General features: G+C 39.4%; 17 protein-coding genes. 11 read left to right on the top strand and 6 right to left on the bottom strand.

What is annotated here, in order from left to right; translation table 11 throughout:
* Nucleotides 1-5: 5 nt before the first annotated feature.
* From IM793_RS11890 to IM793_RS11870, 5 genes are all read right to left on the bottom strand, one after another.
* Nucleotides 6-1,454, bottom strand: coding sequence for a DUF3526 domain-containing protein (locus IM793_RS11890; RefSeq protein ID WP_193421571.1), 1,449 nt, complete (start codon nt 1,452-1,454; stop codon nt 6-8).
* Nucleotides 1,454-3,961: a TonB-dependent siderophore receptor gene (locus tag IM793_RS11885; RefSeq protein ID WP_193421569.1), complete on the bottom strand. Its 2,508-nt coding sequence runs from the start codon at nt 3,959-3,961 to the stop codon at nt 1,454-1,456. The genes IM793_RS11890 and IM793_RS11885 overlap by 1 nt, the downstream gene beginning before the upstream one ends.
* 13 nt (nt 3,962-3,974) lie before the next feature.
* The gene (locus IM793_RS11880) at nt 3,975-4,670 is read right to left on the bottom strand and encodes an ABC transporter ATP-binding protein (RefSeq protein WP_193421567.1); all 696 of its coding nucleotides are present in this window, start codon (nt 4,668-4,670) and stop codon (nt 3,975-3,977) included.
* Between the two features lie 88 nt (nt 4,671-4,758).
* Entirely contained in the window at nt 4,759-5,118 is a 360-nt protein-coding gene (locus tag IM793_RS11875) for a hypothetical protein (protein WP_193421565.1), read from the bottom strand.
* Between the two features lie 732 nt (nt 5,119-5,850).
* Nucleotides 5,851-6,246 carry a GNAT family N-acetyltransferase gene (locus tag IM793_RS11870; RefSeq protein WP_193421563.1) on the bottom strand — a complete coding sequence of 132 codons (396 nt, stop codon included), beginning with the start codon at nt 6,244-6,246 and terminating at the stop codon, nt 5,851-5,853.
* Nucleotides 6,247-6,405: 159 nt separating this feature from the next.
* Between IM793_RS11870 and IM793_RS11865 the strand changes: the two genes are divergently transcribed.
* From IM793_RS11865 to IM793_RS11850, 4 genes are all read left to right on the top strand, one after another.
* Complete coding sequence (locus IM793_RS11865) at nt 6,406-8,010, top strand: tetratricopeptide repeat protein (protein WP_193421561.1); 1,605 nt, start codon at nt 6,406-6,408, stop codon at nt 8,008-8,010.
* 261 nt (nt 8,011-8,271) lie between these two features.
* A complete protein-coding gene (locus IM793_RS11860; protein ID WP_193421559.1) occupies nt 8,272-11,049 on the top strand; it encodes a TonB-dependent receptor in 2,778 nt (925 codons plus the stop codon).
* Nucleotides 11,050-11,071: 22 nt separating this feature from the next.
* Nucleotides 11,072-12,331 carry a right-handed parallel beta-helix repeat-containing protein gene (locus IM793_RS11855; protein ID WP_132400840.1) on the top strand — a complete coding sequence of 420 codons (1,260 nt, stop codon included), beginning with the start codon at nt 11,072-11,074 and terminating at the stop codon, nt 12,329-12,331.
* Between the two features lies 1 nt (nt 12,332).
* Nucleotides 12,333-13,409 (top strand): phytase, encoded by a 1,077-nt coding sequence (locus IM793_RS11850; RefSeq protein WP_193421557.1) that lies wholly within the window; start codon nt 12,333-12,335, stop codon nt 13,407-13,409.
* Nucleotides 13,410-14,062: 653 nt separating this feature from the next.
* Here IM793_RS11850 and IM793_RS11845 read toward each other — a convergent pair.
* Nucleotides 14,063-14,959, bottom strand: a complete 897-nt coding sequence (locus tag IM793_RS11845) for a helix-turn-helix transcriptional regulator (protein ID WP_132400846.1) — start codon at nt 14,957-14,959, stop codon at nt 14,063-14,065.
* A gap of 541 nt (nt 14,960-15,500) precedes the next feature.
* Here IM793_RS11845 and IM793_RS11840 point away from each other — a divergent pair.
* The 7 genes from IM793_RS11840 to IM793_RS11810 are packed head-to-tail and all read left to right on the top strand — an operon-like array spanning nt 15,501 to nt 23,532.
* Nucleotides 15,501-16,706 carry a pyridoxal phosphate-dependent aminotransferase family protein gene (locus tag IM793_RS11840; protein ID WP_193421554.1) on the top strand — a complete coding sequence of 402 codons (1,206 nt, stop codon included), beginning with the start codon at nt 15,501-15,503 and terminating at the stop codon, nt 16,704-16,706.
* The gene (locus tag IM793_RS11835; protein WP_193421552.1) at nt 16,703-17,824 is read left to right on the top strand and encodes a hypothetical protein; all 1,122 of its coding nucleotides are present in this window, start codon (nt 16,703-16,705) and stop codon (nt 17,822-17,824) included. The genes IM793_RS11840 and IM793_RS11835 overlap by 4 nt, the downstream gene beginning before the upstream one ends.
* Complete coding sequence (locus IM793_RS11830; protein ID WP_193421550.1) at nt 17,821-18,810, top strand: NAD(P)-dependent oxidoreductase; 990 nt, start codon at nt 17,821-17,823, stop codon at nt 18,808-18,810. The genes IM793_RS11835 and IM793_RS11830 overlap by 4 nt, the downstream gene beginning before the upstream one ends.
* A gap of 20 nt (nt 18,811-18,830) precedes the next feature.
* Nucleotides 18,831-20,156: an inositol-3-phosphate synthase gene (locus tag IM793_RS11825; protein ID WP_132400858.1), complete on the top strand. Its 1,326-nt coding sequence runs from the start codon at nt 18,831-18,833 to the stop codon at nt 20,154-20,156.
* Complete coding sequence (locus IM793_RS11820; protein ID WP_370629781.1) at nt 20,156-20,611, top strand: phosphatidylglycerophosphatase A; 456 nt, start codon at nt 20,156-20,158, stop codon at nt 20,609-20,611. Before IM793_RS11825 ends, IM793_RS11820 begins: the two co-directional genes overlap by 1 nt.
* A gap of 2 nt (nt 20,612-20,613) precedes the next feature.
* Entirely contained in the window at nt 20,614-20,988 is a 375-nt protein-coding gene (locus IM793_RS11815; protein WP_193421548.1) for a GtrA family protein, read from the top strand.
* On the top strand, nt 20,989-23,532 hold the full coding sequence (locus tag IM793_RS11810; protein WP_193421546.1) for a DUF5686 and carboxypeptidase-like regulatory domain-containing protein: 2,544 nt from the start codon (nt 20,989-20,991) through the stop codon (nt 23,530-23,532). It abuts the gene before it with no gap.
* Nucleotides 23,533-23,539 lie beyond the last annotated feature (7 nt).

Raw genomic sequence — 23,539 nt, 5'->3', positions numbered from 1 at the left:
GTTTATTACGATATCGTTTTGATCCATTTGGTTGAATATTGAAGCAACATAACCGCAACCAATAACCAGAAGGTTAAAGCACTTAGCGCTAATAACTCATTCGACAAAACAGTACCTAATTTTTTAAAATGGTAATTGAAATCGGGTTGTTCGGCCCAGTTTGCCTTGCTGATGGCTAAAGGTTTTTCTTCTTCTCCAGGTGCAATATTGCTGATCTTTTCAATTTGCAGCTTATTCATCTTTTGAGCAAGTTGATAACGATAGGTCTCTGCCTGATGCTGAAAATCGACGAAGGTATTAAAATCGGATGCGGTTAAGGCCATCGAAATATGTTTCAGCAATAAATAAGGGTTTAAGAAACCCGAAATGGTAGTAATGCTGTTCTGTTTTTCGAAAATATGGTTCAGCTCATTTTGGTGCTGACTATAAATTTTTGAGGTAATTTTTTCGCCTTCGGCCATAATATAACCGCCATAGTTAAAAGGGAGTTTTTTTACATCATCCACCGCGTAAGCTTTAAGCAGTGAATCTTTAATGGCCGCATAATGTGGGTCATTGGGATCGTGGCTATCGCCTTGCCGATGAACATCAGCTGCAATGGCATCGGCAAATTCTATTTTAGAAGGCGAAGGATGGATCTTTACACCAACCGCCTGAGTAATACGGGGCATAATGACCATGAAAAATATCCAGCAGGCCAATAAGGTAATTAAGGCTGATTTAGAACTTCGCGCAAAGGCCGAAACCAAAACGGTAATAGCCGAAATAATGAAAAAATAAATGGCATAAGATAAAACCAGAAGTAACAGGCGTAAGGCTGAATCCATACTAATTTCCCAGTGACTTAAAGATGCCCATAACAAGATGGTGAGCAATATAAGTGGGATAAATATGGAAAGACAAATGCCAATAATACTTATAGTTTTGCCCCAAAGGAGTTGTTTCCAGCTTACATCCTGGCACAACAGGATTTTTAAAGTCCCTGATTCGCGTTCTGCCGATATGCTGTTATAACCCAAAAAGAAAATGAGCAGCGGTACCAATAGTTGTAATACCATGGCTACACTGATTTCGCCAAAGCTTAACATACCGTTCGTAAAACCTGCTTCACTAAAATTAACGGTATTCTGTTTATGTGCCTCTAAAAAAATCGATACCCCGGCGAAACTTTCTATGCCAAAATCGAAGAAACTGAGTTCATGTTTTTCGCGAAAGGCGAGGTAGCCATAGTGCGCCATCCTGTGAGGATGTTTATCTGGTTTGGCTAACCATTGTGCCCTTACCAGCTCCTTATAATGGAGCCGTTGATTATTTTGCGTTTTAAAGTTTTGCCAGCCAACATAAGTGGCCAAACAGAGCGATAAACCCAATAAAAGGGTTAAGGCTAAGGTGGCGCTATTGTTAAAGGCGGCTTTAAAAGTTTGTTTCGCAATAGTGCTTATTCTAGCTGACATTATATTCTATAAGTTACGTTAAACATTACATTTCTTGGTGTGCCAGGGAAAAGGCGTAGGTAGTTTTGTGCCCCAACCCAATAGGTTTTATTTAAAATGTTGTTCATGTTTATGGCCAGCTGTACTTTAGCGCCTGCAGGCGAATAATAAATTGCGGCATCAACAAGGGTATAGGCCGGAAGTGTAAAATCTCTGATGTATAACGGAAGTTTAGTACCGCTATATTGTAAGCCTGCACCAAAACCAATGCCTTTCAGCTGTTGCGTTTCAAAATTATAACGCGTCCATAAGCTGGCACTGTGTTTTGGTATGTTCTGCACACGCTGACCGATTAAAGCCGGGTTGAAATCATCCTTAATAATGGCATCTACATAACTATAACCTGCATTAAACTGCCAGTTCTGTCTGATGAAACCTGAAGCCTCGAATTCGAAACCACGGCTGCGTTGTGCACCACGTTCAATTAAACGGTTTACATCTAAAGGATCGTTTGCATTCATCAATAGGTTTTTCTGGTTAATTTCGAAAACCGAAACATTTACCATCAGGTTTTTATTCAGCCATTCAGATTTCGCACCAATTTCCTTCAAATCACTTTCTAATGGTTTAAAATTGGAACCTGTAGGCGGCGGAACAATTACCAGAGTTGAAGTATTGCCCTGCGGTTGGTAACCTTGTAAATAAGTTCCATAAAGGTTAATGTTCGTGGTTACCGCGTATGTTATCCCAACTCTTGGCAAGAGTTTATGTTGATAAATTTTCTTCTGGGTCGCCAGTTCATAATTGCTGTAATCTTCGTACCATTCCTGTCTAAGGCCCAGGGTTAAGGCAAGCTTGTCATATTTGATCTGATCCTGAAAATAAACGGCATTAACTAAATTGTAGGCTGGCGGTATTTCAGTTTTGGTAAAAATATAATCGCTTAAATTTTTAATCGTATAACTTGGGTTGGCGAGGTTAAAATGTTCTACGTTGGGCACAGGTGCATTTACGCCGTTTACCACTTTAAATAAATAGAGATCTTTTTTTGTGGGATCGTACCTTGCTGCAATGGTTCCGTCTTTTAACCGGTAACCCTGTGCAGAATTTTCACCACCGCCACGCAGTTTTTGGGTATTAATCCGATCGTAGCCGATTACCAGTTTGTGGTTTAAGCTAAACGTATTGGCATTTATACTGAAATAGGTGCTTAGATTATCGGTACGCCACTTTTGCTGACGCTGAACTGCCCGCATGGCTGCAAGGGTAGGGATCGGTTGATTGTTTTCATCAACACCAAAAGCATTGGTGGTTCGATGTTCCAAAAGATCTTCGTTCCAGTTTTGCTTCATATAAGCCACATTGAAAACAATATCCTGGTTAAAACGATGAGAAAAATTGGTCATCAGCATTAAATCCTGACTGTTAAAACGGTCGTTGCTGGCACCCATGTTGAAACTGATCGGTGTACTTTTTAAATCGGTTTGCCCGGCGATGGCGCCAAAAATAGCTTGTCCACGGTCTAATCTCGAATTGCTGTTGTTCATTACAACCTCTACATTTAAACTGGTACGGTCATTTGGGATGTATGAAAATGAAGGAGCAATCATATAACCCTTTCTATATTGCAGGTCTCTGAAACTTTTGCTGTCTTCATAGCCGAGGTTAAGCCGGTAAAGCAGTGTTTTATCCGAATTTAACGGACCAGTAAAATCTAATGCGCCGCGTATTGTACTAAAACTTCCTGCTGAGATGCTGATTTCCTTGCGGTCTTCAGTCAGTGGTTTTTTAGTAACCAGATTAATACTTCCCCCTGGGTCTACGCTCGAAAACGTGGCACTTGCAGGGCCTTTTATTACTTCGATTCGTTCGAGGTTATTGGTTAATGGTTGGTTAAAATAATATTGATGGGTACGCATGCCATTAATAATAGCACCTTCTTCATTCTGGTTAATTCCTCTGATAGAGAATTGATTATAATAACTGCTTTGCGATACTCCGGTTACATTTTTAACAGCATCAGCCAGTACAGCTGCCTGCCTGTCGGCAATCAGTTCTTTTGAAACCGAAGAAATAGCCTGAGGAATGTCTTTATTCAATGTGGCCGTTTTTGTGGCTGAGAAGGAATAATTGCCGTAATATTTTTTGCCGTTGGTACCTACTACTTCAACAGTTTGTAGTTCTTCATTTGAAGTTTGCAATACAATGGCATCAAGATTTAAATCGCCTGTCTGATTGATAGGGTAAATCTGATTAAAGTTGCTATAACCAATGGCGCTTACGGTGATAGCATAATTGGCAGTTTTAGGTAAGATAAGCGAGAAATTTCCTAACGAATCGCTAATTGTATTTAACTGATCTTTGCCATTTTTAAATTTAATCGTGGCTTTATGGACGCCTTGATCCAGGGCATTAATCACCTTTCCGCTTACTTTAATTTGGGCATTGGCTTGCAGGTTAAATAAATTGAGCAAAAAAAGCAAACAAATTGTAACGACACCAGGAAGTGCCTTATATTTTGGGTACATGAAATGGATTTTTTTAGATGGTTTGTAAGTATAATTCCTGAAGGTCGGTTGCGTTAATCTCGCTGGCTTTAAGGGTATGGATCAATTCGCCCTGTTTCATGATGCCGATGTGAGAACCCACATTTACCGCGTTAAAAATGTCGTGCGTAGCCATTAAGATGGATTTACCTTCGGCAGACAATTGTTTAACCAATTGTGTAAACTCTGCTGTTGCTTTTGGATCTAAGCCACTGGTGGGCTCGTCCATTAAAATGATTTTTGCATTTTTAGCCAGGGCAATGGCAATACCTACCTTTTGGCGCATCCCCTTGCTAAAACCAGATAGCTGTTTGTGGTGAGCTGATTCTTGTAGGCCACATTGGTTTAAAAAACCGATCAAACTTTTGGTGCCATAATTAAAACCTGCCAGTTTGGAAAAGTAATCAAGGTTTTCAATGGCCGACAAGTTACCATAAAGCATCACCACTTCAGGGATATAAGCGAGGTGTTTGCGGCGCTCGCTATCATGTGTGTCCAACTCCCTGCCGTCAATTAAAATTTTACCCGAACTTGGTTCAATAAAACCGAGAAATAAATTAATGGTCGTTGTTTTTCCTGCACCATTTTGGCCTAAGAGGCAAAATACCTCGCCAGGGTTAACTGTTAAATTAAGTTGATTCAGGGCTTGGTAAGCCCCGTAATTTTTAGATAATGAAATGGCTTGAAGCATAAAATATAAGAGTATAGCGCATGCCGGCACAGCTGCACATTAAACAAAATGAATTTGTCTGATAAATAAAAAAAACTGGTTTTAGTGATTAGGCCAATAAACCTGGCGGCCCTTTATTTGCATAAGATAGGATATAAGCAACTGGACGCTTGATCAAATAAGCGCAAGGTTTAACACCTGGTTTATTTAATGGTAAAAACAATGCAAAGGGTGCTGGCAGATAGAAAAAGTGCGATTGGTGTTTCAGCACCTCACAGAGTTTACATTTTAACTTTGCAGAACCAAGTTGCGTATTGTATTTTGAATGAGAATTATGATGTGTTATTTCTTTCGCTCCGTGGTGGTGCAGACTTTCTAACAACATTGCATTAAGAAATACCGCTAATACCAATATCCCCCATATGCGGGTAAAAATTTCGCGGCGATATTTGTACGTTGAATGTTTCAATGCAACAAAGTTACATTTAAAAAATTAAAATCAAATCTTTTGTTAGGCTTGGTTTTGAATCTGATGATTATTTGTGGTGTCTAATGTTTCTATCTGACACGGAAAAAATGTTTGATATTAAGGCTAAAGTAGTTATGAAATGTTAGGCTTAACCATTTTTTTTAAGAAAGCAATACCTGCGGTGCTTCGGTTACGATAGCTCGCCCTTTGCTTATCTGTGGTGTCTGATGTTTCCATCTGACACGGAAAAAATGTTTGATATTAAGGGCTAAAGTATTTATAAAATGTTAGGCTTAATCATTTTTTTAGGAAAGCAATACCAGTGGTACTTCGGTTACGATAGCCCCGCCCTTTGCTTAATCCCGGTAGATTAACCGGTAAAGAAAATAATTCTTAAACCGGGATAACGCTATCGGTCGGGTTTATTTAACACAGGCATCTCGTTTCATCGAATCCCTTTATTCTGATCACTTAAGTGGTCTGTGAGGACAGAGACCACGGTGGGGGTAGGGTTAAAATGAAAATGGTTCGTGCAGACACGAACCTTGGCAATGAAAATTTCTCCGTATCAATCCGTGTTTCCGTGGCAAAGTATAATTGGCCTATCTTCTGTGGTGTCTGATGTTTCCATCTGACACGAAAACAGTTAATAGAGGGTAAAAATTAAGCCTTTCAGTATATCCATCTAATATAACGGCAAGGTTTAATATGATTTTTCTAATTCGTATAAAATTATTGTTTACGTTCTATACTGAATGCACGGTCTTCTTTATTGAAACCCACTTTAGGATAATAATCAAAGGCAGTAGGAACTGACAAGAGGATGAGCATGCACTGCGGACCAATTTTTTCTCGTGTTATCGAAATCATTTCCTTGCCTATTCCCGAATTTTTTAAATCTGTAAATACTGCAAGGTCTGACAGATAAGCACACCAGGCCCAATCGGTAAGGGTTCTGCAAATACCCACAAGTTTTTCTTCTTGCCATGCAGTAACCAATACATCGGCATTTTTTAGCATCAATGTTATTCTTTCAGCTTCAGTAGGGCGTTTAAGTCCCGCCTTGCTAAATAAATTAATCACCTCTTCTGCCTGAGGGATAATGTCTAACTTATAGGTAATATTCATATCCTCTAAATTACAAAATATACTTGTAGAGAATAATAAAAACGACATCAGAAACACAGATGCGATATTGATCAGCACTAGTTAATTCTTCAACTTAACCTTAAGTTAACATGGGTGCTCTTTCTTTGTTCGGAATTGCCTGGTATAATTGCTTTTAACATGATCAAACCCATTTGTGTTCTTATATTTTTTCTATTCTTCATTTCGAATACATACGCCCGGGGCGACAGATTCGAATCGATTATTGCGCTGAATCAAAAAGATCCGACTGCAGCCCTGGCTCAATTAAAAAAAATATATGCTAAAGCCATTGACGATAATGATGAGCTTTTGGAGGGCAAATGTTTGCAGCAAATGGGCAAGGTTTGTTATACACAGGGGCATTTCAGTCAATCGTTAGAATTCTTCTTAAAGGCAGATAAAATATTCAACAATGCCAATCAATTGCTTTTATTAGCTGCTAACCTTAATGATGCTGGCGTGCTCTACTATTATATGAAGCAGAAAGACAAGGCCATGAATAGCTATAACAAAGCCATTGGTATTTATAAAAAATCGAATAATTTAACCGGTCAGGCAACCGTTTTAGGCAATATTGGACAGCTATACGAAAAAAGGCAATTGTACGACAGTGCATTTTACTATCAAAAACTGGCTTTAAAAATAAACGAACAGGTTAACGATAAAAGCGGAGCAGCAAAAATACACGAAAACCTGGGCAGTATATATGAAGACCTGGAACGTTACGATTCTGCTTATGTGCATTTTAAACAGTCGTTAAATCTCTACCAGGAAGATCATAATAATTTAGGGAGTATTGAGGTAATTAATAATCTCGGCGATATCCTGCGTAAAACCGGCCGTTATAAGGAAAGCATTGTGCAAACCGAAACTGCATTGAAAATGGCCGAAAAGATGGGGAATATTTACCAGTTGAGTTCCTGCTGCAGAGATTTGGGCAAGGCATATGAACTGTTGAACAACATGGACAGCGCCTACCACTATGTAAAACTTGGTTATAAGCACACCATTGATCTGTATTCGGAAGATGGTGCCCGGCAGGTGGCCTTTTTGCAGGTGCTTTACGATATTAATAAAAAATCGGAGGAGATTAATAAACTGAAAAACGACCGGAAGGAGAACAGGATTATTGCTTTTTCTGCCACAATCGTAGTGATATTGTTGGTTGTTTTGGGTTTTGTTATTTTCAGCAGGCAACGTTTAAAATTAAGAGATCAACAGATGCTGGCGAGGCAGAAGGCGATAGAACACGATATGACCAGTCTCGAGCTTAAAAATCTTCAGCTCGAAGAACAAAATCTGAAACAATTGCTGGAGGTTAAAAGCAGGGAACTATCTACCCACACGTTAAATCTGATTAAGCATAACCAATTTTTAGAAAATCTCAGAAGTACCTTACAAGCGATGGTGAAAGAGGATAAACGGGATCAGAAAAAACAGATGAACCAGATTCTCGCCGAGATTAATCAGAGTTTTAACCACGAACGCAACTGGAAGGAATTTACGCTGGCTTTCGAACAGGTGCACCATCAATTTCTCGAAAGTCTAAAAAAATATAGCCACGAGCTTACCTCTGCCGATATGCGCCTGATTGCATTATTGAAAATGAATCTCGATTCCGCTGATATTGCAACCTTGCTCGGTATATCTACCGATAGCTTAAGGGTATCGAGATATAGGCTAAGGAAAAAGCTGAATCTGACACAAGGCGATAATTTATCAGCATTTATCCAGGCATTATAACCGTTACATCAGCTGTAATATTATTAACCTTTTTTTGGATTTTAAAGGCTTAACAATTTGTTAATGTAACGGTAACGAAAGCGTAACGGCGCTTTTGTTGTTGTTTAATTTATTGATAATCAATATTTTGTGTTTATTTGTTGCCTTTTGATATATGCTTGTTGTAACGCTGTTGCCTTTATGTAACCTCAATAATTTCTTTGTGTAAAATGGTGTATACACCTTTGCCCCGTCGATAATAAAAAGACATGACCAAACACAATGAATAAACTATTACAAATTCTGTTTTTACTTCTTTTTTGTGCAGGCACTGCAAATGCCACAAAACTGAAAGGCCACGTTTACGATAAGCAAACTGGAGAAGCCATTGTAGGTGCAACAGTGGTTTTAGAAAACCCAAGGCGCGTAACGAATACTGGATTAGATGGGACCTTCGAATTTAAGGATGTAAAAGCAGGTGCTACTAAAATTAGTGTAAGCTACATCACTTACAGGACCATCGAAAAAACCTTAGTGATACTGACAGAGGATAACGATCACTTAAAGTTCTACATGGAGAGCGATTCGAAAAGCCTTGATGATATCACAATTAAGTCAAATGCCGTGAGTTCTACCGATCAGGGGGCAAGACGTTTAGAAAAAAATGCCCCTCAGCTAATGAATATCGTTTCAGGGAGGGCAATTGAAATTTCACCAGATTTAACGGTGGCAAATGTGATGCAACGCATTTCGGGGGTGTCTATAGAGCGCAATAGCAATGGCGATGGACAGTACGCCATATTAAGGGGAATGGATAAACGCTATAATTATACTTTGGTAAATGGCGTTAAAATCCCTAGTCCGGATAATAAATACCGTTATGTTCCGCTTGATCTTTTCCCTGCTGATTTACTCGATCGTTTAGAGGTGTACAAAACCCTTACGCCAAATTTAGAGGGCGATGCAATTGGCGGTGCGATTAATATGGTGATGAAAAATGCACCAGGCCAGTTGCAGGTAAATGCCAATATCTCTACCGGTTATAGCCAATTATTTTTCGATCGTAAGTTTACCAGTTACAATGCTTCAGGTATTAATTATAAATCGCCGTACGAAGTAAACGGGAAAAGCTATAATGCTACACAGAACGATTTTAGCAAGGGTACACTCGATTATAAGTATAAAAACCCTGTACCTAATTTAATCGGAAGTTTATCTTTAAGTAAACGCTTTTTAGATAACAAATTAGGCGTCGTGTTAGCAGGAAGTTATCAAAATACCTACCGCGGAAGCAATAGTACTTTCTATAATAATTCGGTTGTTGGTACAGATGCTTATGCTACAATTACCAGTAAAAGTTACCGCGAGTTTTCTGAACAACAGCAGCGTACCGGGTTGCACGGGAAAATTGATTATGTGTTTAACAAAAACCATCAGATCAGTTTTTACAATGTGTACGTTAATCTGAAAAACCAGCAGGTTAGAGATGCCATAACCACAACTTACAACAAGGATTATGATCCTATAGCAGGAAATGCACAGTTGGTTTTTGATACCCGTAGCCGTTTAACGGAGCAGCAGATTTACAATTCTACGCTGCATGGCGATCATAAATTTTTTGATGATAAATTTAAGGTGCAATGGTCGGCTGTTTATTCTTCTGCCAAAAATGATGTGCCGGAAAATACCAGTATCAGTTTGAATGGATTGGAGCAGAATTTTCAACGCAAACGTACCAGTTTAGTCAATACCAATCCGGTTACGCGCAGATGGGAACGCAATACCGACGAGGACTTAGCTGGTTATCTTGATTTGACTTACCGTGTTTTATCAGGAGACCATAAGCTTGATATTATGGCAGGAGGTTTATACCGCGATAAAAAGAGGAGCAGCTTCTTTAATAATTATAATTTGGCTCAGGGAGCAGATCATGCAAATGATATTTATGGTGTAAATTTCCAAAATTATACCGACCTGAATCTGGTAGTAAGCAATCCAACAGGTGCAGTAGCCAATTCCCTTACCTACGATGCAACTGAGCAAACTACTTCTGGTTATGGAATGTTTAAATATACTTCAGCTAAGTTAGAAGTAATTGGTGGTGCAAGAGTAGAACATACCAATCAGGGTTATAATCTTCTTTTTCCGGCAGGAGAATCTTTTCCAAAAGGAAACCAGATTTATACCGATGTATTACCGAGTTTAACTGCAAAATACTTTTTAACAGAAAAAGCGCAGTTGCATGCTTCTTACTACAAAGCACTTAATCGCCCTGGTTTTTACGAAATTGTACCCGGAAAAGTTGTAAATGAAGAATTTCAGGAACGTGGTAATCCTAACCTGCAACGTGCACTGGCTGATAATTTTGATTTAAGGTACGAACTTTTTCCTGGCGCTTCCGAGCAACTATTGGTTGGTGCATTCTACAAAAGGATAAAAAATCCAATTGAATATACCTTTCAGGCCGATGCTGTTCGCGGTCAGGATATTTATTATAGTCCAGGAAACTTTGGTACAGCCAATAACTACGGAGCTGAGGTAGATTACATCAAATATTTTAGTAAAATAGGTGTAAAGGCCAATTATACCTACACCCATTCGCGCATTAACACCACCAAAACCACCAGGGTGATCAATAGCACTACCGGAGATACCGAGCCTGCCAATGTAAACCAGGAACGTCCACTTTACGGCCAGTCTGCACATATTGCCAACCTATCTGTATTGTTTAAAGACACCAAAAAAGGCTGGGATGCACAGGTTGCCGGTGCCTATACGGGACCACGCATCAACACCGTTTCACAATTCTTAAATAACGATTTGTGGCAGGAAGGATTTATACAGGTGGATGCCTCTGCAGAGAAACGTTTTAAAGGTGGCATCAGTGTTTTTGTTAAAGCCAATAACATTTTAAATACCCCAACAAAACTATTTATAAAAGGTACAAACCCGGCAAATAACGATATCAATGAAGATTTGGTTAAAAATGGAAACACCTTGATCAGAAGCGATTATTATGGCCAGAATTATCTTGTTGGCTTTAGGTATAAATTTAATTAATAGCATTTAAAGAAATAAAGACATGAAATCAAACCAGATTTTTAAATTATTAATCCTTGTTGTGCTGGCCTTAGCAGGATGTGAAAAAGCCAATATAGATGTTGATACCACTGCTGTTGATGGTTCGGCCATCGGTGAGGTTTCCGGGGTTTGGGCGAAAGGCAGTACGCAGGTAATTAAAGGCGATATTGTAATCCCGGAAGGGAAAACGTTAACGATTGAAGAAGGGGTGACGGTGCTGATGGATACGGTTGCGAAACCAGAAATTATTATAAAAGGTAATCTGTATGCGCTTGGAACTGCAGAAAATCCAATCAGGTTTACGGTAAATGAATTATATAAAACCGCATCAAAAAAATTCGGAAAGCTTTGGGGCGGCATTTTGGCCGGCCAAACATGTGAGGAACTGGTGCTTGATCATGTAATTCTCGAATATGCTGGCTCCACTACTTCAGATGCTTCAACATCGGTTAAGATGGGGCTTTATAAAGCAAGGGCCGGAGAAAACTTACCCGCGCTCTGGTTTGCCAATGCTAATGGTAAATTAGTGGTTCAAAATAGCATCTTCAGAAACCTCCAGGAAGATTGTACTTACATTGATGGTGGAAAGATTATTTTTGCCAATAATGTGTTTTATACCACTGGCGTAACAGGAGGAGAAGCCATGAACTTTAAATCGGGCTGTTTGGCAGATGTGGCCTATAACCTGGTTTATAGCACTAATACCAATGCCTTAAAATTATCTAACACTGGAGATAAAACACCACAAGCCTATATTATTGCCTATAACAATACCATGGTGAATACGGGCTGGAGAAGGCCAACGGCCAAAGGTGGATCAATCTGGCTGGAGAGTACAGTACGTGCCGATCTGTATAATAATCTTTTCGCCAATACCCGTTTTGGTGTGAAAAGAGATCCAAAAAAGCCTGAAGATAGCCGTTCTGCTTATAGCAATAACTGGTATTATGGTTTCGATCAGACCACTGTAAATCAGTTTCAGCCAACCGGCGATATTGTGGGTGGTAAAAACGATGTGATTAGCAATGTTGCCGGAGCTAATGATCCTAAATTTGTGAATTATCCTTTAAATACTGCGGTTACCAATGCAGATTTCAATACCGCATGGGATTTTCACCTGCAAGGCAACTCACCGGCTTTGGGTAAAGGCATTACTAACTTTACCCGCCATTACCAGGCCGGAATTACAATGAAAAATGGTATCACCTATAGCTCACCTTCACCATCAACATTTGTTGGTGCATACGGAACTAAGATATAAAATGAAGCATAATATATTAAAACTTGCCGCTTTAGCGGTTCTAAGCCTGACCATTTCTTGTAATGGAGGTGCGCAAAACGGAAATAGTACAGCCGTAAAACCTTTATATGTGTCTGATCCTGTCGATGTTGATACCGATGATCCTGCGATCTGGGTAAACCCGAAAGATCCTGCACAGTCGTTGGTGATCGGTACCGATAAAGATAGCGGCGGTGGCTTGTATGTTTTCAATCTGAAAGGTAAAATCATCAAATCAAAAACCATAAAAGGTTTAAAGCGACCTAACAACGTTGATATTGCCTATGGTTTACAGTTGGCTGGGAAAAAAACAGATATTGCGGTTACAACAGAACGTTACACGCATAAACTGCGGATATTTTCTCTTCCCGATATGAAAGCAATCGACAATGGCGGAATTCCGGTTTTTGTAGGTGAAACAGGAGCAGAGTACCGCGATTTGATGGGGATTTCGATGTATACCGATCCAAGCGGAAAAATTTATGCAATTGTTGGTCGTAAAACCGGACCTAAAAACGGAAGTTATCTTTGGCAATATTTGTTAACTGATGACGGAAAAGGCAATGTTAAAGCAGATTTGGTGCGGAAATTTGGTCTATATAGTGGTAAAAAAGAAATAGAAGCCATTGCCGTTGATAACGAACTGGGTTATGTTTATTACTGCGATGAGCAGGTAGGGATACGTAAATATTATGCAGACCCTGCTAAAGGAAATAAAGAATTGGCGCTATTTGGGCAGGGCGATTTTGCTGTCGATAATGAAGGAATAGCTATTTATAAAACTTCAGGAAATAAAGGATATATCCTGGTATCCGATCAGGGCGCCAGACAGTTAAAAGTGTACGATCGGGTAGCGAAAGCCAATACTGCTCAGCCCCACCCGCTTTTAACCACAGTTAAATATTCGGCTAATCAAACAGATGGTATTGATGTGGTTTCCGTTCCTTTGAATAACGATTTTAAACACGGCTTGCTGGTGGCGATGAGCGATGATAAAACCTTTCATTTTTATAGGTGGGAAGATATAGCAGGTAAAAAATTAACTAGTATAAAACCTTAAGGTTAAGAGACTATTTAAAAATTAAATAAAATTATTTCCTATGTCAGTCTGAGCATAGTCGAAGACCATTTCAACGCATTAGTAAAAGCGATCCATTAAACTCAACATGGCAGCAAAAGACTATGTAATATTTGTTGTAAAATTTAACAGGTGCTAACATTTATTTTCTGGAAAGCAATTGCAGGAGCATTTGGGTGGGTTCAGTCCCGCTTCCGCTTCTGCCAATTTGAAGGAAATCGGCATCCCGCTTTGATCGGGTTTAGGTGGCATGAATAGTACTGCTATTATGGGTGAAATAAACCCGACCGACAGCGTTATCCCCGATTCCTTCTATCGGGATAAAGCAAAGGGCGGGACCAGGGCGGCCGAAGCACCACTATCCCTGCTTTTCAAAAAAAGGAATAGATTAAGACTTCCATCTTCCTGTCCAATTTCATTTAATTCGTCATCTCCACTACGCGTTGCTCCGGTCGAGATGACGCCGATTTTTAGAATATGTCATCGATAGTGGCGTCGAGGAGTATAGAAATCTATATCGAAAGATTTCTCCATTTCGCTACCGGTGAAACCTGTGAAACAAGCTGCATACCATAAGTAAATAAAAACAAATCCTTAAATCGGTTTGCTTCAATCGAAATGACGGTTCAACTGATCTATACTGCAATATTATTCGACATTTTATACTCAGATGGGCTAACGCCCGTCTGTTTTTTAAAATATTTGCCGAAAAATGAAGAATTGCTAAAACACAACTCTATCGCAACTTCCGAGATATTCATTACATGTCCGGTTAGCAGTAATTTGGCTTCCCTGATTACCATTTCATCAATAATTTCTCCAGCCGTCCTGTCTGTAACCTGTTTCACCACCTGCGATAAATGCCTCGGCGTAATGCGCAAACAGTTAGCATAATAAATTACACGCTTTTCCTTTTTAAAGTTTTCCGAGACCAGCGATAAAAACCGGTTGGTTAATTCCGTGCGACTGTTATGTACTAATGGTTTAGAATCTTTCTGTTTGTTTTTAAGGAGGAAAATATCATAAAGAAGTTCCAAAAAGCTGTTGTGCACAATATTTTTGATCTGTGGAGTATCTTTTGAAACATTAAGTTTCTTGTGGAGCGCCAGCATATCGTAATAAATAAAGGTGTATTCCTCTTTCGATAATGAAAATTTATGTGATTGAACATCTTTCGACATCCGGTATGTTTCGCCATTGTTAAAAAATATACCCTTATTTTTAAGGTAGCTCTTATTAAAATGGATACTGATAAACGAAACACTGCTATTATCTGCAATTTCATAAACAGAATGTGGCAAAACCAGTAAAATATCCCTGTGGTTGAGCACATAATCTTCAAAATTGATCTTAATATTGAGCTTGCCTTTAGTAATAAGGATTAGGGCATAACTCGATACACGGAAAGGCTCCGAACTGCAATAATTTGGATCGCTGCTGTGGTGTATTTTTGCCATCAGGCCATCATTTAATGAAAGCGCTTCCTCGTGATTTTTTTCTGAAAAAGTTTTATTGAGTAACTCTTGTTGCATAAAATCGTTCAGTATTTTTTAATAATTTCTTAACAGATACGATCATCTTTTATACACCAATTTCAGCCATCTTTTTTCGGATGGATTTCGCCCTTTATCTGTCGGATTTTGTACCCGCAAATGTAATGTTCAAGATCATTTTTGCAAGCATAATTTTTTAAAATGACTAATTTATGATTGATTTTTATGTTTTTGATTAATAGATTGTTAGTTTGTATTTTGTTAAAAAACAGTTATTTATGTGATTTATAGTACGTTTTAAGTTGTTTTTAACTTTTTTACTATTTTATAATAAAAGTCAGAATGTCAATTGGTCAATTCATCTGAATGTCACATTTCATCGATCCGACTTTTTGACCAATATATCCCACATTTGAACCTTTTTTTGGCCTCAATTCCGCGTTAAAATTGTGTTATCAAATCGTTTGGTTAATGCGGTCTTAATCTACCTGGTTGATTTCAATCTCTACAAGTAGCATTCAAGTTGCGGGCTAAACTTTCAGAACAGGGTTTTAAAAACTGAAGAATATAAGTGTTCAGCATGCGTAAAAAATTACAAGATAGAATTGCCTCTTTTAAGGATGCGGCGGTGATAAAAGAAAAGGGATTATATCCTTATTTCAGGTCAATAGAATCAGGCCAGGATACCGAGGTGGTGATCAATGGGAAAAAGGTGCTCATGTTTGGTTCTAATTCCTATTTAGGGTTAACCAATCATCCTAAAATAAAAGAAGCTGCAAAAGCCGCCATTGAAAAATATGGAACTGGTTGTGCGGGTTCGCGATTTTTAAATGGTTCGCTCGATATCCACCTCGAATTGGAAAACCGTTTGGCCGAGTATGTAGGCAAAGAAGCTGCGGTGCTTTTTAGCACTGGTTTTCAGGTGAATTTAGGGGTAATATCCTGTTTATTAGATCGTAATGATTACCTCTTGCTTGATGAGTACGATCATGCTTCGATTATTGATGGCAGTCGCCTGGCCTTTGCCCGTACCATTAAGTACGCGCATAATGATATGCAGGATCTTCGCCGCAAATTGAGCCGTTTACCTGAAGATGCCGCCAAACTGATTGTTTCTGATGGTATTTTCAGTATGGAAGGCGATTTAGTTAATCTTCCAGAAATGGTAGAAATTGCCAATGAATTTGGTGCCAACATCATGATGGATGATGCGCATAGCCTTGGGGTAATTGGCTTTAATGGATCGGGAACGGCATCACATTTCAACCTTACAGAGGATGTAGACCTGATTATGGGCACTTTTAGCAAATCGCTGGCCTCTCTTGGTGGTTTTATTGCGGGGAGTACCGAGACTATCGAATATATCAAACACCGTGCACGCTCATTGATGTTCAGTGCAAGTATGCCGCCATCAGCCGTGGCAAGTGTGATTGCTGCATTGGATATCATCGAATCAGAACCTGAAAGGATTGATAAACTTTGGGCCAATACAGAATATGCGAAGAAACTTTTGCTCAATGCAGGTTTCGATATTGGGCAGAGCAACAGTCCTATTATACCCATTTACATCCGCGATAACACCAAAACTTTTATGATCACTAATATCCTTCAGCAAAATGGGGTTTTCGTTAATCCGGTTGTTTCACCAGCAGTACCTTCTGATTCGTCTTTGATCAGGTTTTCTTTGATGGCGACACATAGCTTCGAACAGATTGAATCGGCGATTGAGCAACTAAATGCTGCTTTTAAGGCCGTTAACGTAGAATTAGTAGGAAGCCAATCATGAGAGAACTGATCAAGGTTTCTGGTAAAAAAGCATTGGCGGCATTTGTAGATTTCCCGCATGAACTGTATGCGGGTGATGTAAACTATGTTCCCGAACTTTTTATTGCGCAGCGCGATCTGCTTACCCCTGGCAAACATCCTTTTTACGAACATTCCAAAATTCAGCTTTTTTTGCTTTATGATGAAGGCAGGGTAATTGGACGTATTGCAGCAATCAACAATACCAACCATAATAAAGTCTACGAATCTAAAGACGGTTTTTTTGGCTTTTTCGATTGTATCAATGATGCATCGGCAGCTAAACAACTTTTTGAAGCAGCGCAGGAATGGTTAAAGGAAAATGGGTTAACCAAAGTTTTAGGCCCGGTTAATTTCTCCACCAACGAAGTGTGTGGATTGCTGATTGAAGGTTTTGACGGTCCGCCTGTAGCTATGATGCCTTATAACGCCCAATATTATTTGCCGCTTTTGGAGCAAATGGGTTTTCAAAAAAATGTTGATTTAAGGGCTTACCGGTATACTGCTGGCACTTACAGCGACCGATCGGTAAAGCTGATGGATAGGATAGAGGACCGTTTGAAACGGAACGATATCATTCTCCGTAAAATTAACATGAAAAAATTCAAGGAAGAATGTAATGCGGTAAGAGACGTATACAACAAAGCATGGGACAAAAACCTTGGTTTTGTACCGATGACGGACAAAGAATTCGATTATACTGCGAACGACTTAAAAATGATCCTCGATCCTGAATTTTGCATCCTGGCCGAACAACATGGTAAAATTGTGGGTTTTGCACTGGCCATTCCCGATATCAACCAGATTTTGATCAAAATTAAACGTGGAAGGCTGTTTCCTACAGGTTTGATCAAACTTTTAGCTAATAAAAAGAAAATAGATGGTATCCGCATTTTACTGCTTGGTGTAGTTGATGGTTACCGCAAAATGGGCATCGAAGCCTGTTTATATGGCCGGATTATCAAACATTTCGAAGCTAAAAAAATGAAATATGCGGAGGCGAGCTGGACTTTGGACCATAACGACCTGATCAATAAACCGATTGAAGACATCGGCGGAAAACTGTACCGCAAATACAGGATTTTAGAGAAAGCGATATGAAAAAGCGGGTGTTGATTACCGGGGCGACAGGATTTGTAGGGTACCACCTGATTAAATCTGCTTTAGCCAATGGATTGGAAGTATATGCAAATGTACGTCAAAAGGCTGCTGCAGTTCACCTTAAAGATTTTGAGATCAATTATGTGGACCTGGATTTCGAATCGATCTACTTACTAAAAGAAAATATCGAAGAGAAAAAATACGATTATATCGTACATGCCGCTGCAGTAACCAAGGCAAAGAATTTAGGAGATTACAATAAGATCAACGCAATATATACCAGGAATTTAGCTGTAGCTGCTTCGAAATCAACACATGCGATAGAGAAATTTATATTTATCAGTAGTCTGGCGGCTTTGGGTCCTTTAAAGCAGAAAAACGATAAACTGACGGAAAAAAGTGCATCTAATCCGGTAACCCAGTATGGCATCAGTAAGGCGCTGGCTGAGACTTATCTGGCGCAAATTTCCAATCTGCCTCTGATCATTTTCAGGCCTACAGCGGTTTATGGCCCACGGGAGAAAGACATTTTCATACTGATCAAAACCATTAAAGCTGGGCTGGAGCTTTACATCGGCAAGCAGGAACAGGAACTCAGTTTTGTATATGCTACTGATCTGGCCGATATCATCATTAAAGCGCTTGCTTCTGCAGTGGCGGGCAAGGCTTACAATATATCAGATGGGGCAGTGTACAACCGCTCATCGCTCGCTCATTATGTAAGTAAGGCTTTAGGCAAAAAAACAGTAAAGGTAAATGTGCCTGTACCGTTGATTAAAAGTTTGGCCTGGTCGATGGAACATGTGTATGGCGTATTTAATAAAATACCTGCCTTAAATGTAGATAAAATAAAAGAGCTCACTGCCCTTAACTGGGGCTGCGACATTAAAAATATTCAGAACGATTTTGGTTTTGTTCCCCGGTTCGGATTGGAACAGGGACTAAACGAAACTATCAACTGGTACCGTAAAAACAATTGGTTATAAGATTTTAAATAAAAAATAGAATGAAACAACAAGTAAAAGCAGCTGAAGGTAAGCTGGGAATATTAATGCCAGGACTTGGCGCTGTAGCTACAACTATGATCGCCGGAGTTGCTGCAATTAAAAAAGGCATCTCAAAACCGATTGGTTCGTTAACGCAGATGGGTACTATCCGTTTGGGTAAAAGAACAGAAAAAAAAGAGCCAAAAATTAAAGATTTTGTGCCTTTAGCCAATCTGGAAGATTTAGTTTTCGGTGGCTGGGATGTGTACGAAGATAATGTTTACGAAGCTGCGTTAAACGCCCGTGTACTGGATGCCAACCTTTTGCGCGATGTGCGTGAAGAGTTACAGGCCATTAAACCAATGCGTGCTGCTTTCGACAGAAACTACGTAAAAAACCTGGATGGTAAATATGTAAAAGATATCGATAACCGTTACGAACTGGCTTTAGCGGTAATGGAAGATATTAAAAACTTCAAGGCCGAAAACAACTGCGACCGTATTGTATTGGTTTGGTGTGGTTCTACCGAAATTTATTTTGAAGCATCAGAAGTACACGAATCGCTTGCTGCATTTGAGCAAGGTTTAAAAGACAACGATTTGCGTATTGCGCCAAGTATGATTTACGCCTATGCTGCACTAAAACTGGGCATTCCTTTCGCTAATGGTGCACCAAACTTAACAGTTGATATCCCTGCATTGATCGAACTGGCTAAAGAAACCGATACCCCAATTGCTGGTAAAGATTTCAAAACCGGTCAAACTTTGATGAAAACTATTTTGGCGCCAGGTTTAGCTGCACGTTCGTTAGGTGTAAATGGCTGGTTCTCAGATAATATTTTAGGCAACCGTGATGGTTTGGTGTTAGACGATCCTGATAACTTTAAAACCAAAGAAGTATCTAAACTGGGTGTGTTGGAAGATATTTTCAAACCAGAAGTTAACCCGGATTTATATGGCGATATGTACCACAAAATCAGGATCAACTATTATCCGCCTCACGGTGATAATAAAGAAAGCTGGGATAACATCGATATTTTCGGTTGGTTGGGTTACAAAATGCAGATCAAAATCAATTTCCTTTGCCGCGACTCAATTTTAGCTGCACCAATTGTGCTGGATCTTGCTTTGTTTATCGATCTGGCTAAACGCTCAAATATGTCGGGCATTCAGGAATGGTTATCATTCTACTTGAAATCGCCACAAACGATTCCAGGTGTACCTGCAGAGAACGACATTTTCAAACAGTTAATGAAACTTCAGAATACCTTACGTTACATCATGGGCGAAGAGTTGATTACCCATTTAGGTCAGGATTACGAAGAAGAACTGATAGAAACCGTATAGTGTTTATCCACAAATTTCTTTCAACGGCCCTGGGCATTGGCTACATCGGCAAAGGCGCCGGTACATACGCTGCTATAGCAACCTGTATCTGCTGGCACCTTTGCCAGAGCCCTTATACCAACCCATATTTATGGCCAATACTTTCTACCATGTTCATCGTAATGATCGGGATAATGAGTGCCGACCGGGTAGAAGAGATTTGGGGCAAAGACCATAACAGGGTAGTGATTGATGAAGTGGCGGGCATGTGCATTACCCTGTTATTTGTGCCTTTAAAATGGCAATATACCCTTATTGGGCTTGTTCTTTTTAGGTTTTTTGATATTCTGAAACCCTTTTATATCCGCAAAATGGAAGAACTGCCAGGCGGTTGGGGCGTAATGGCCGATGATATACTGGCCGGGATTTACGCAAATATAATCCTCCAACTGGTAGTGGTTTTCGATTTTTTTTAGACATGCTTACCTACCTAAAAGCACAGGCATCATCCTTAATGGCTTCTGCAACCGATTTTGGTATCACCATCATTGCAGTAAACTTTTTCGGATTGTGGTACCTGGCAGCAAGCATCATCGGCACCGTTTCGGGCGGTGTGGTTAATTTTTATGTTAACCGCAAATGGGTTTTTCAAAGCCGGTCGAAGGAGGTGAAGTGGCAGGTGTTCAGGTATATTTTGGTATGGGCCGGCAATCTGGCCATCGTTACCACCGGGGTATTTATTTTTACCCATTTTTTTAATCTCAATTACGTACTCGCTAAAGTGCTAAGCTCGGTTTTAACCGGCATCAGCTACAATTATATCATGCAAAGGCAGTTTATTTTTACAAGTTAAATGAAAGCGATTTATTCATTTTTTTTATTCCTGATCCCAAGTTTTATTTTGCAGGTAAATGTTTTTGCCCAAAGAACTGTGGTTTCTGGAACCGTGCGCGATGCTGTAACCAAAGAAACGCTGCCTAATGTTTCCGTTTTCTTTAAAGATACCCAAATTGGTACACAGACGGATGTAAATGGAAAATATACACTCATTTCGCCTAATCCACAAAGTGAAATCAGTTTCAACTACGTGGGCTACCGAACCGTTTTTAAAAATATTGTGCCTTCTGCTACGCAGGAATTTGACGTGGCCTTAGTACCCGATGCAAGGGCGCTGGATGAAGTGGTGATTGTGGGCGGTAAAAAGGTGAAGTACCGCAATAAAGATAATCCGGCTGTAGAATTGATCCGCCAGGTAATTGCCCATAAAGAAGAAAATCGCATTAAGAGTTATAATACTGCTTCTTTCAGGGAGTATGAGAAGATGTTGTTTTCGTTAAGCAATGTTTCGGATAAGTTTAAGAGCAAAAGAATGTTCAGAAATTATCAGTTTCTGTTTCAGGAACAGGATTCTACCTTAATTGGCGGAAAAAACCTGTTGCCGGTATATATTCAGGAGAAACTGGCCGATCATTACCTCAGTAAAGATCCTGAAAAGAATAAAACTATTGTTATTGCAGAAAAGCAGGTAAACTTCGATAGCAGGTACATCGATAATAAAGGAATGAAAACTTATTTCGATAGGATGTATCAGGATATTGATATTTATAAAAACAACATTTCGGTGATCAGTAACGAGTTTTTAAGCCCGATTGCAGATGGTGCACCTGCTTTTTATAAGTTTTTTATCACCGATACGCTAAAAAATCAAAAACCACAGGTTATTGAGCTGTCCTTTACTCCCCGAAATACAAATGATATGTTATTCGAGGGGAAAATTTATGTAACCAACGATAGTCATTATGCTGTTACCGGCGCTTCATTTGGCGTAAACAAAAACATTAACCTCAACTTTGTCCGTGCACTCAAAGTCGATCTTGATTTTGAAGCCAACGATAAAGGCAAATACAGCTTAAGCAAAAGCAATCTATTGGCTGATTTCGGTATCGGCAAAACCAAAGGAATAGGCTTTACCGGCGAACGTACGGTTACTTTCAAAAATTATCAGTTCGATACGGCGCTGCCTGATACTATTTTTCAAGGAAAAAGCACTGTTGTGCTGGCTGATGCGGCAAAAAAAGACGACAAATTTTGGGAGAAAAACAGACTGGATACCATTTCAAAAAATCAGTTGAAGATTTATGGCAATATTGATACACTGCAAAATCTGCCATCTTTTAAACGCACGATGAAAATCGTAACCCTTTTATTTGCAGGTTATCAAAACTTAGGGCCATATGAAATTGGTCCGGTAAATACGTTTTATAGCTTTAACAATGTAGAAGGTTTAAGACTGCGGTTTGGAGGCCGAACAACACCTGAACTCAGCAAACGTTATTATTTCGAAAATTACCTGGCCTATGGTATTAAAGATGAGAAATGGAAGTTTTTTCTTTCGGGAACTTATTCACTGAATAATAAATCGATCTACGAGTTTCCTCAAAACTATATTAGGGCCAGTTTTCAGCGTGATACCAAAATCCCCGGACAAGAGCTCCAGTTTGTGCAGGAAGATAATTTTTTACTTTCCTTTAAAAGGGGGGTAAATGATATGTTGCTCTATAACGATTTTTATCGCCTGGATTATGTTAAAGAGTTCGAAAACCACTTTTCTTATAACCTGGGTTTTAAAAAATGGAGTCAGACACCAGCCGGCGGATTGAATTATTTAAATTCAAATAATCAATTGGTAAACAGGTTAACCACCAGTGAGGTTTCGCTACAGTTAAGATACGCCCCGAATGAGAAATTTTACCAGGGAAAAATATACCGTGTGCCGATTGCTGACCGCTATCCGGTATTTAATTTACGTTATACCGCTGGTTTAAAAGGTGTTTTGGGTGGCGAATACAATTATCATAACCTATTGGGAAGCATTGATAAACGTTTTTATTTATCACAGCTGGGCTATAGTGATGTAACGGTAGAGGGCAGTTATATTGCCGGAAAAGTTCCTTTCCCTTTATTGGATATACACCGGGCCAACCAAACTTATGCTTATCAGCTTAACTCATACAACCTGATGAACTTTCTTGAGTTTGTGAGTGATCATTACGTTAGCATCAATATCGACCATAATTTTAACGGTTTCTTTTTTAACAAAGTGCCTTTGCTTAAACGCTTGAAATTAAGAGAAGTGGTATCGTTTAAAGCTTTATATGGTGGTTTGAGGAACGAGAACAATCCAAATTTTCAATCTGGTTTATATCAGCTTCCTGTTTACGAAAATGGTGCACAGCGGACTTATGCATTGGGCGATGATCCTTATATGGAAGGAAGTATTGGGGTAGGTAATATCTTCAAACTGTTAAGGGTCGATCTGGTAAAACGCTTCAATTACCTCAACCATCCGGAAGTTTCGGAATGGGGAATAAGGGCAAGGGTAAAATTTGATTTTTAAGAAAAAA

The sequence above is a fragment of the Pedobacter sp. MR2016-19 genome (assembly GCF_014947265.1).
Classification (GTDB): Bacteria; Bacteroidota; Bacteroidia; order Sphingobacteriales; family Sphingobacteriaceae; genus Pedobacter.
This window is presented reverse-complemented; position numbering and strand designations above follow the sequence as displayed.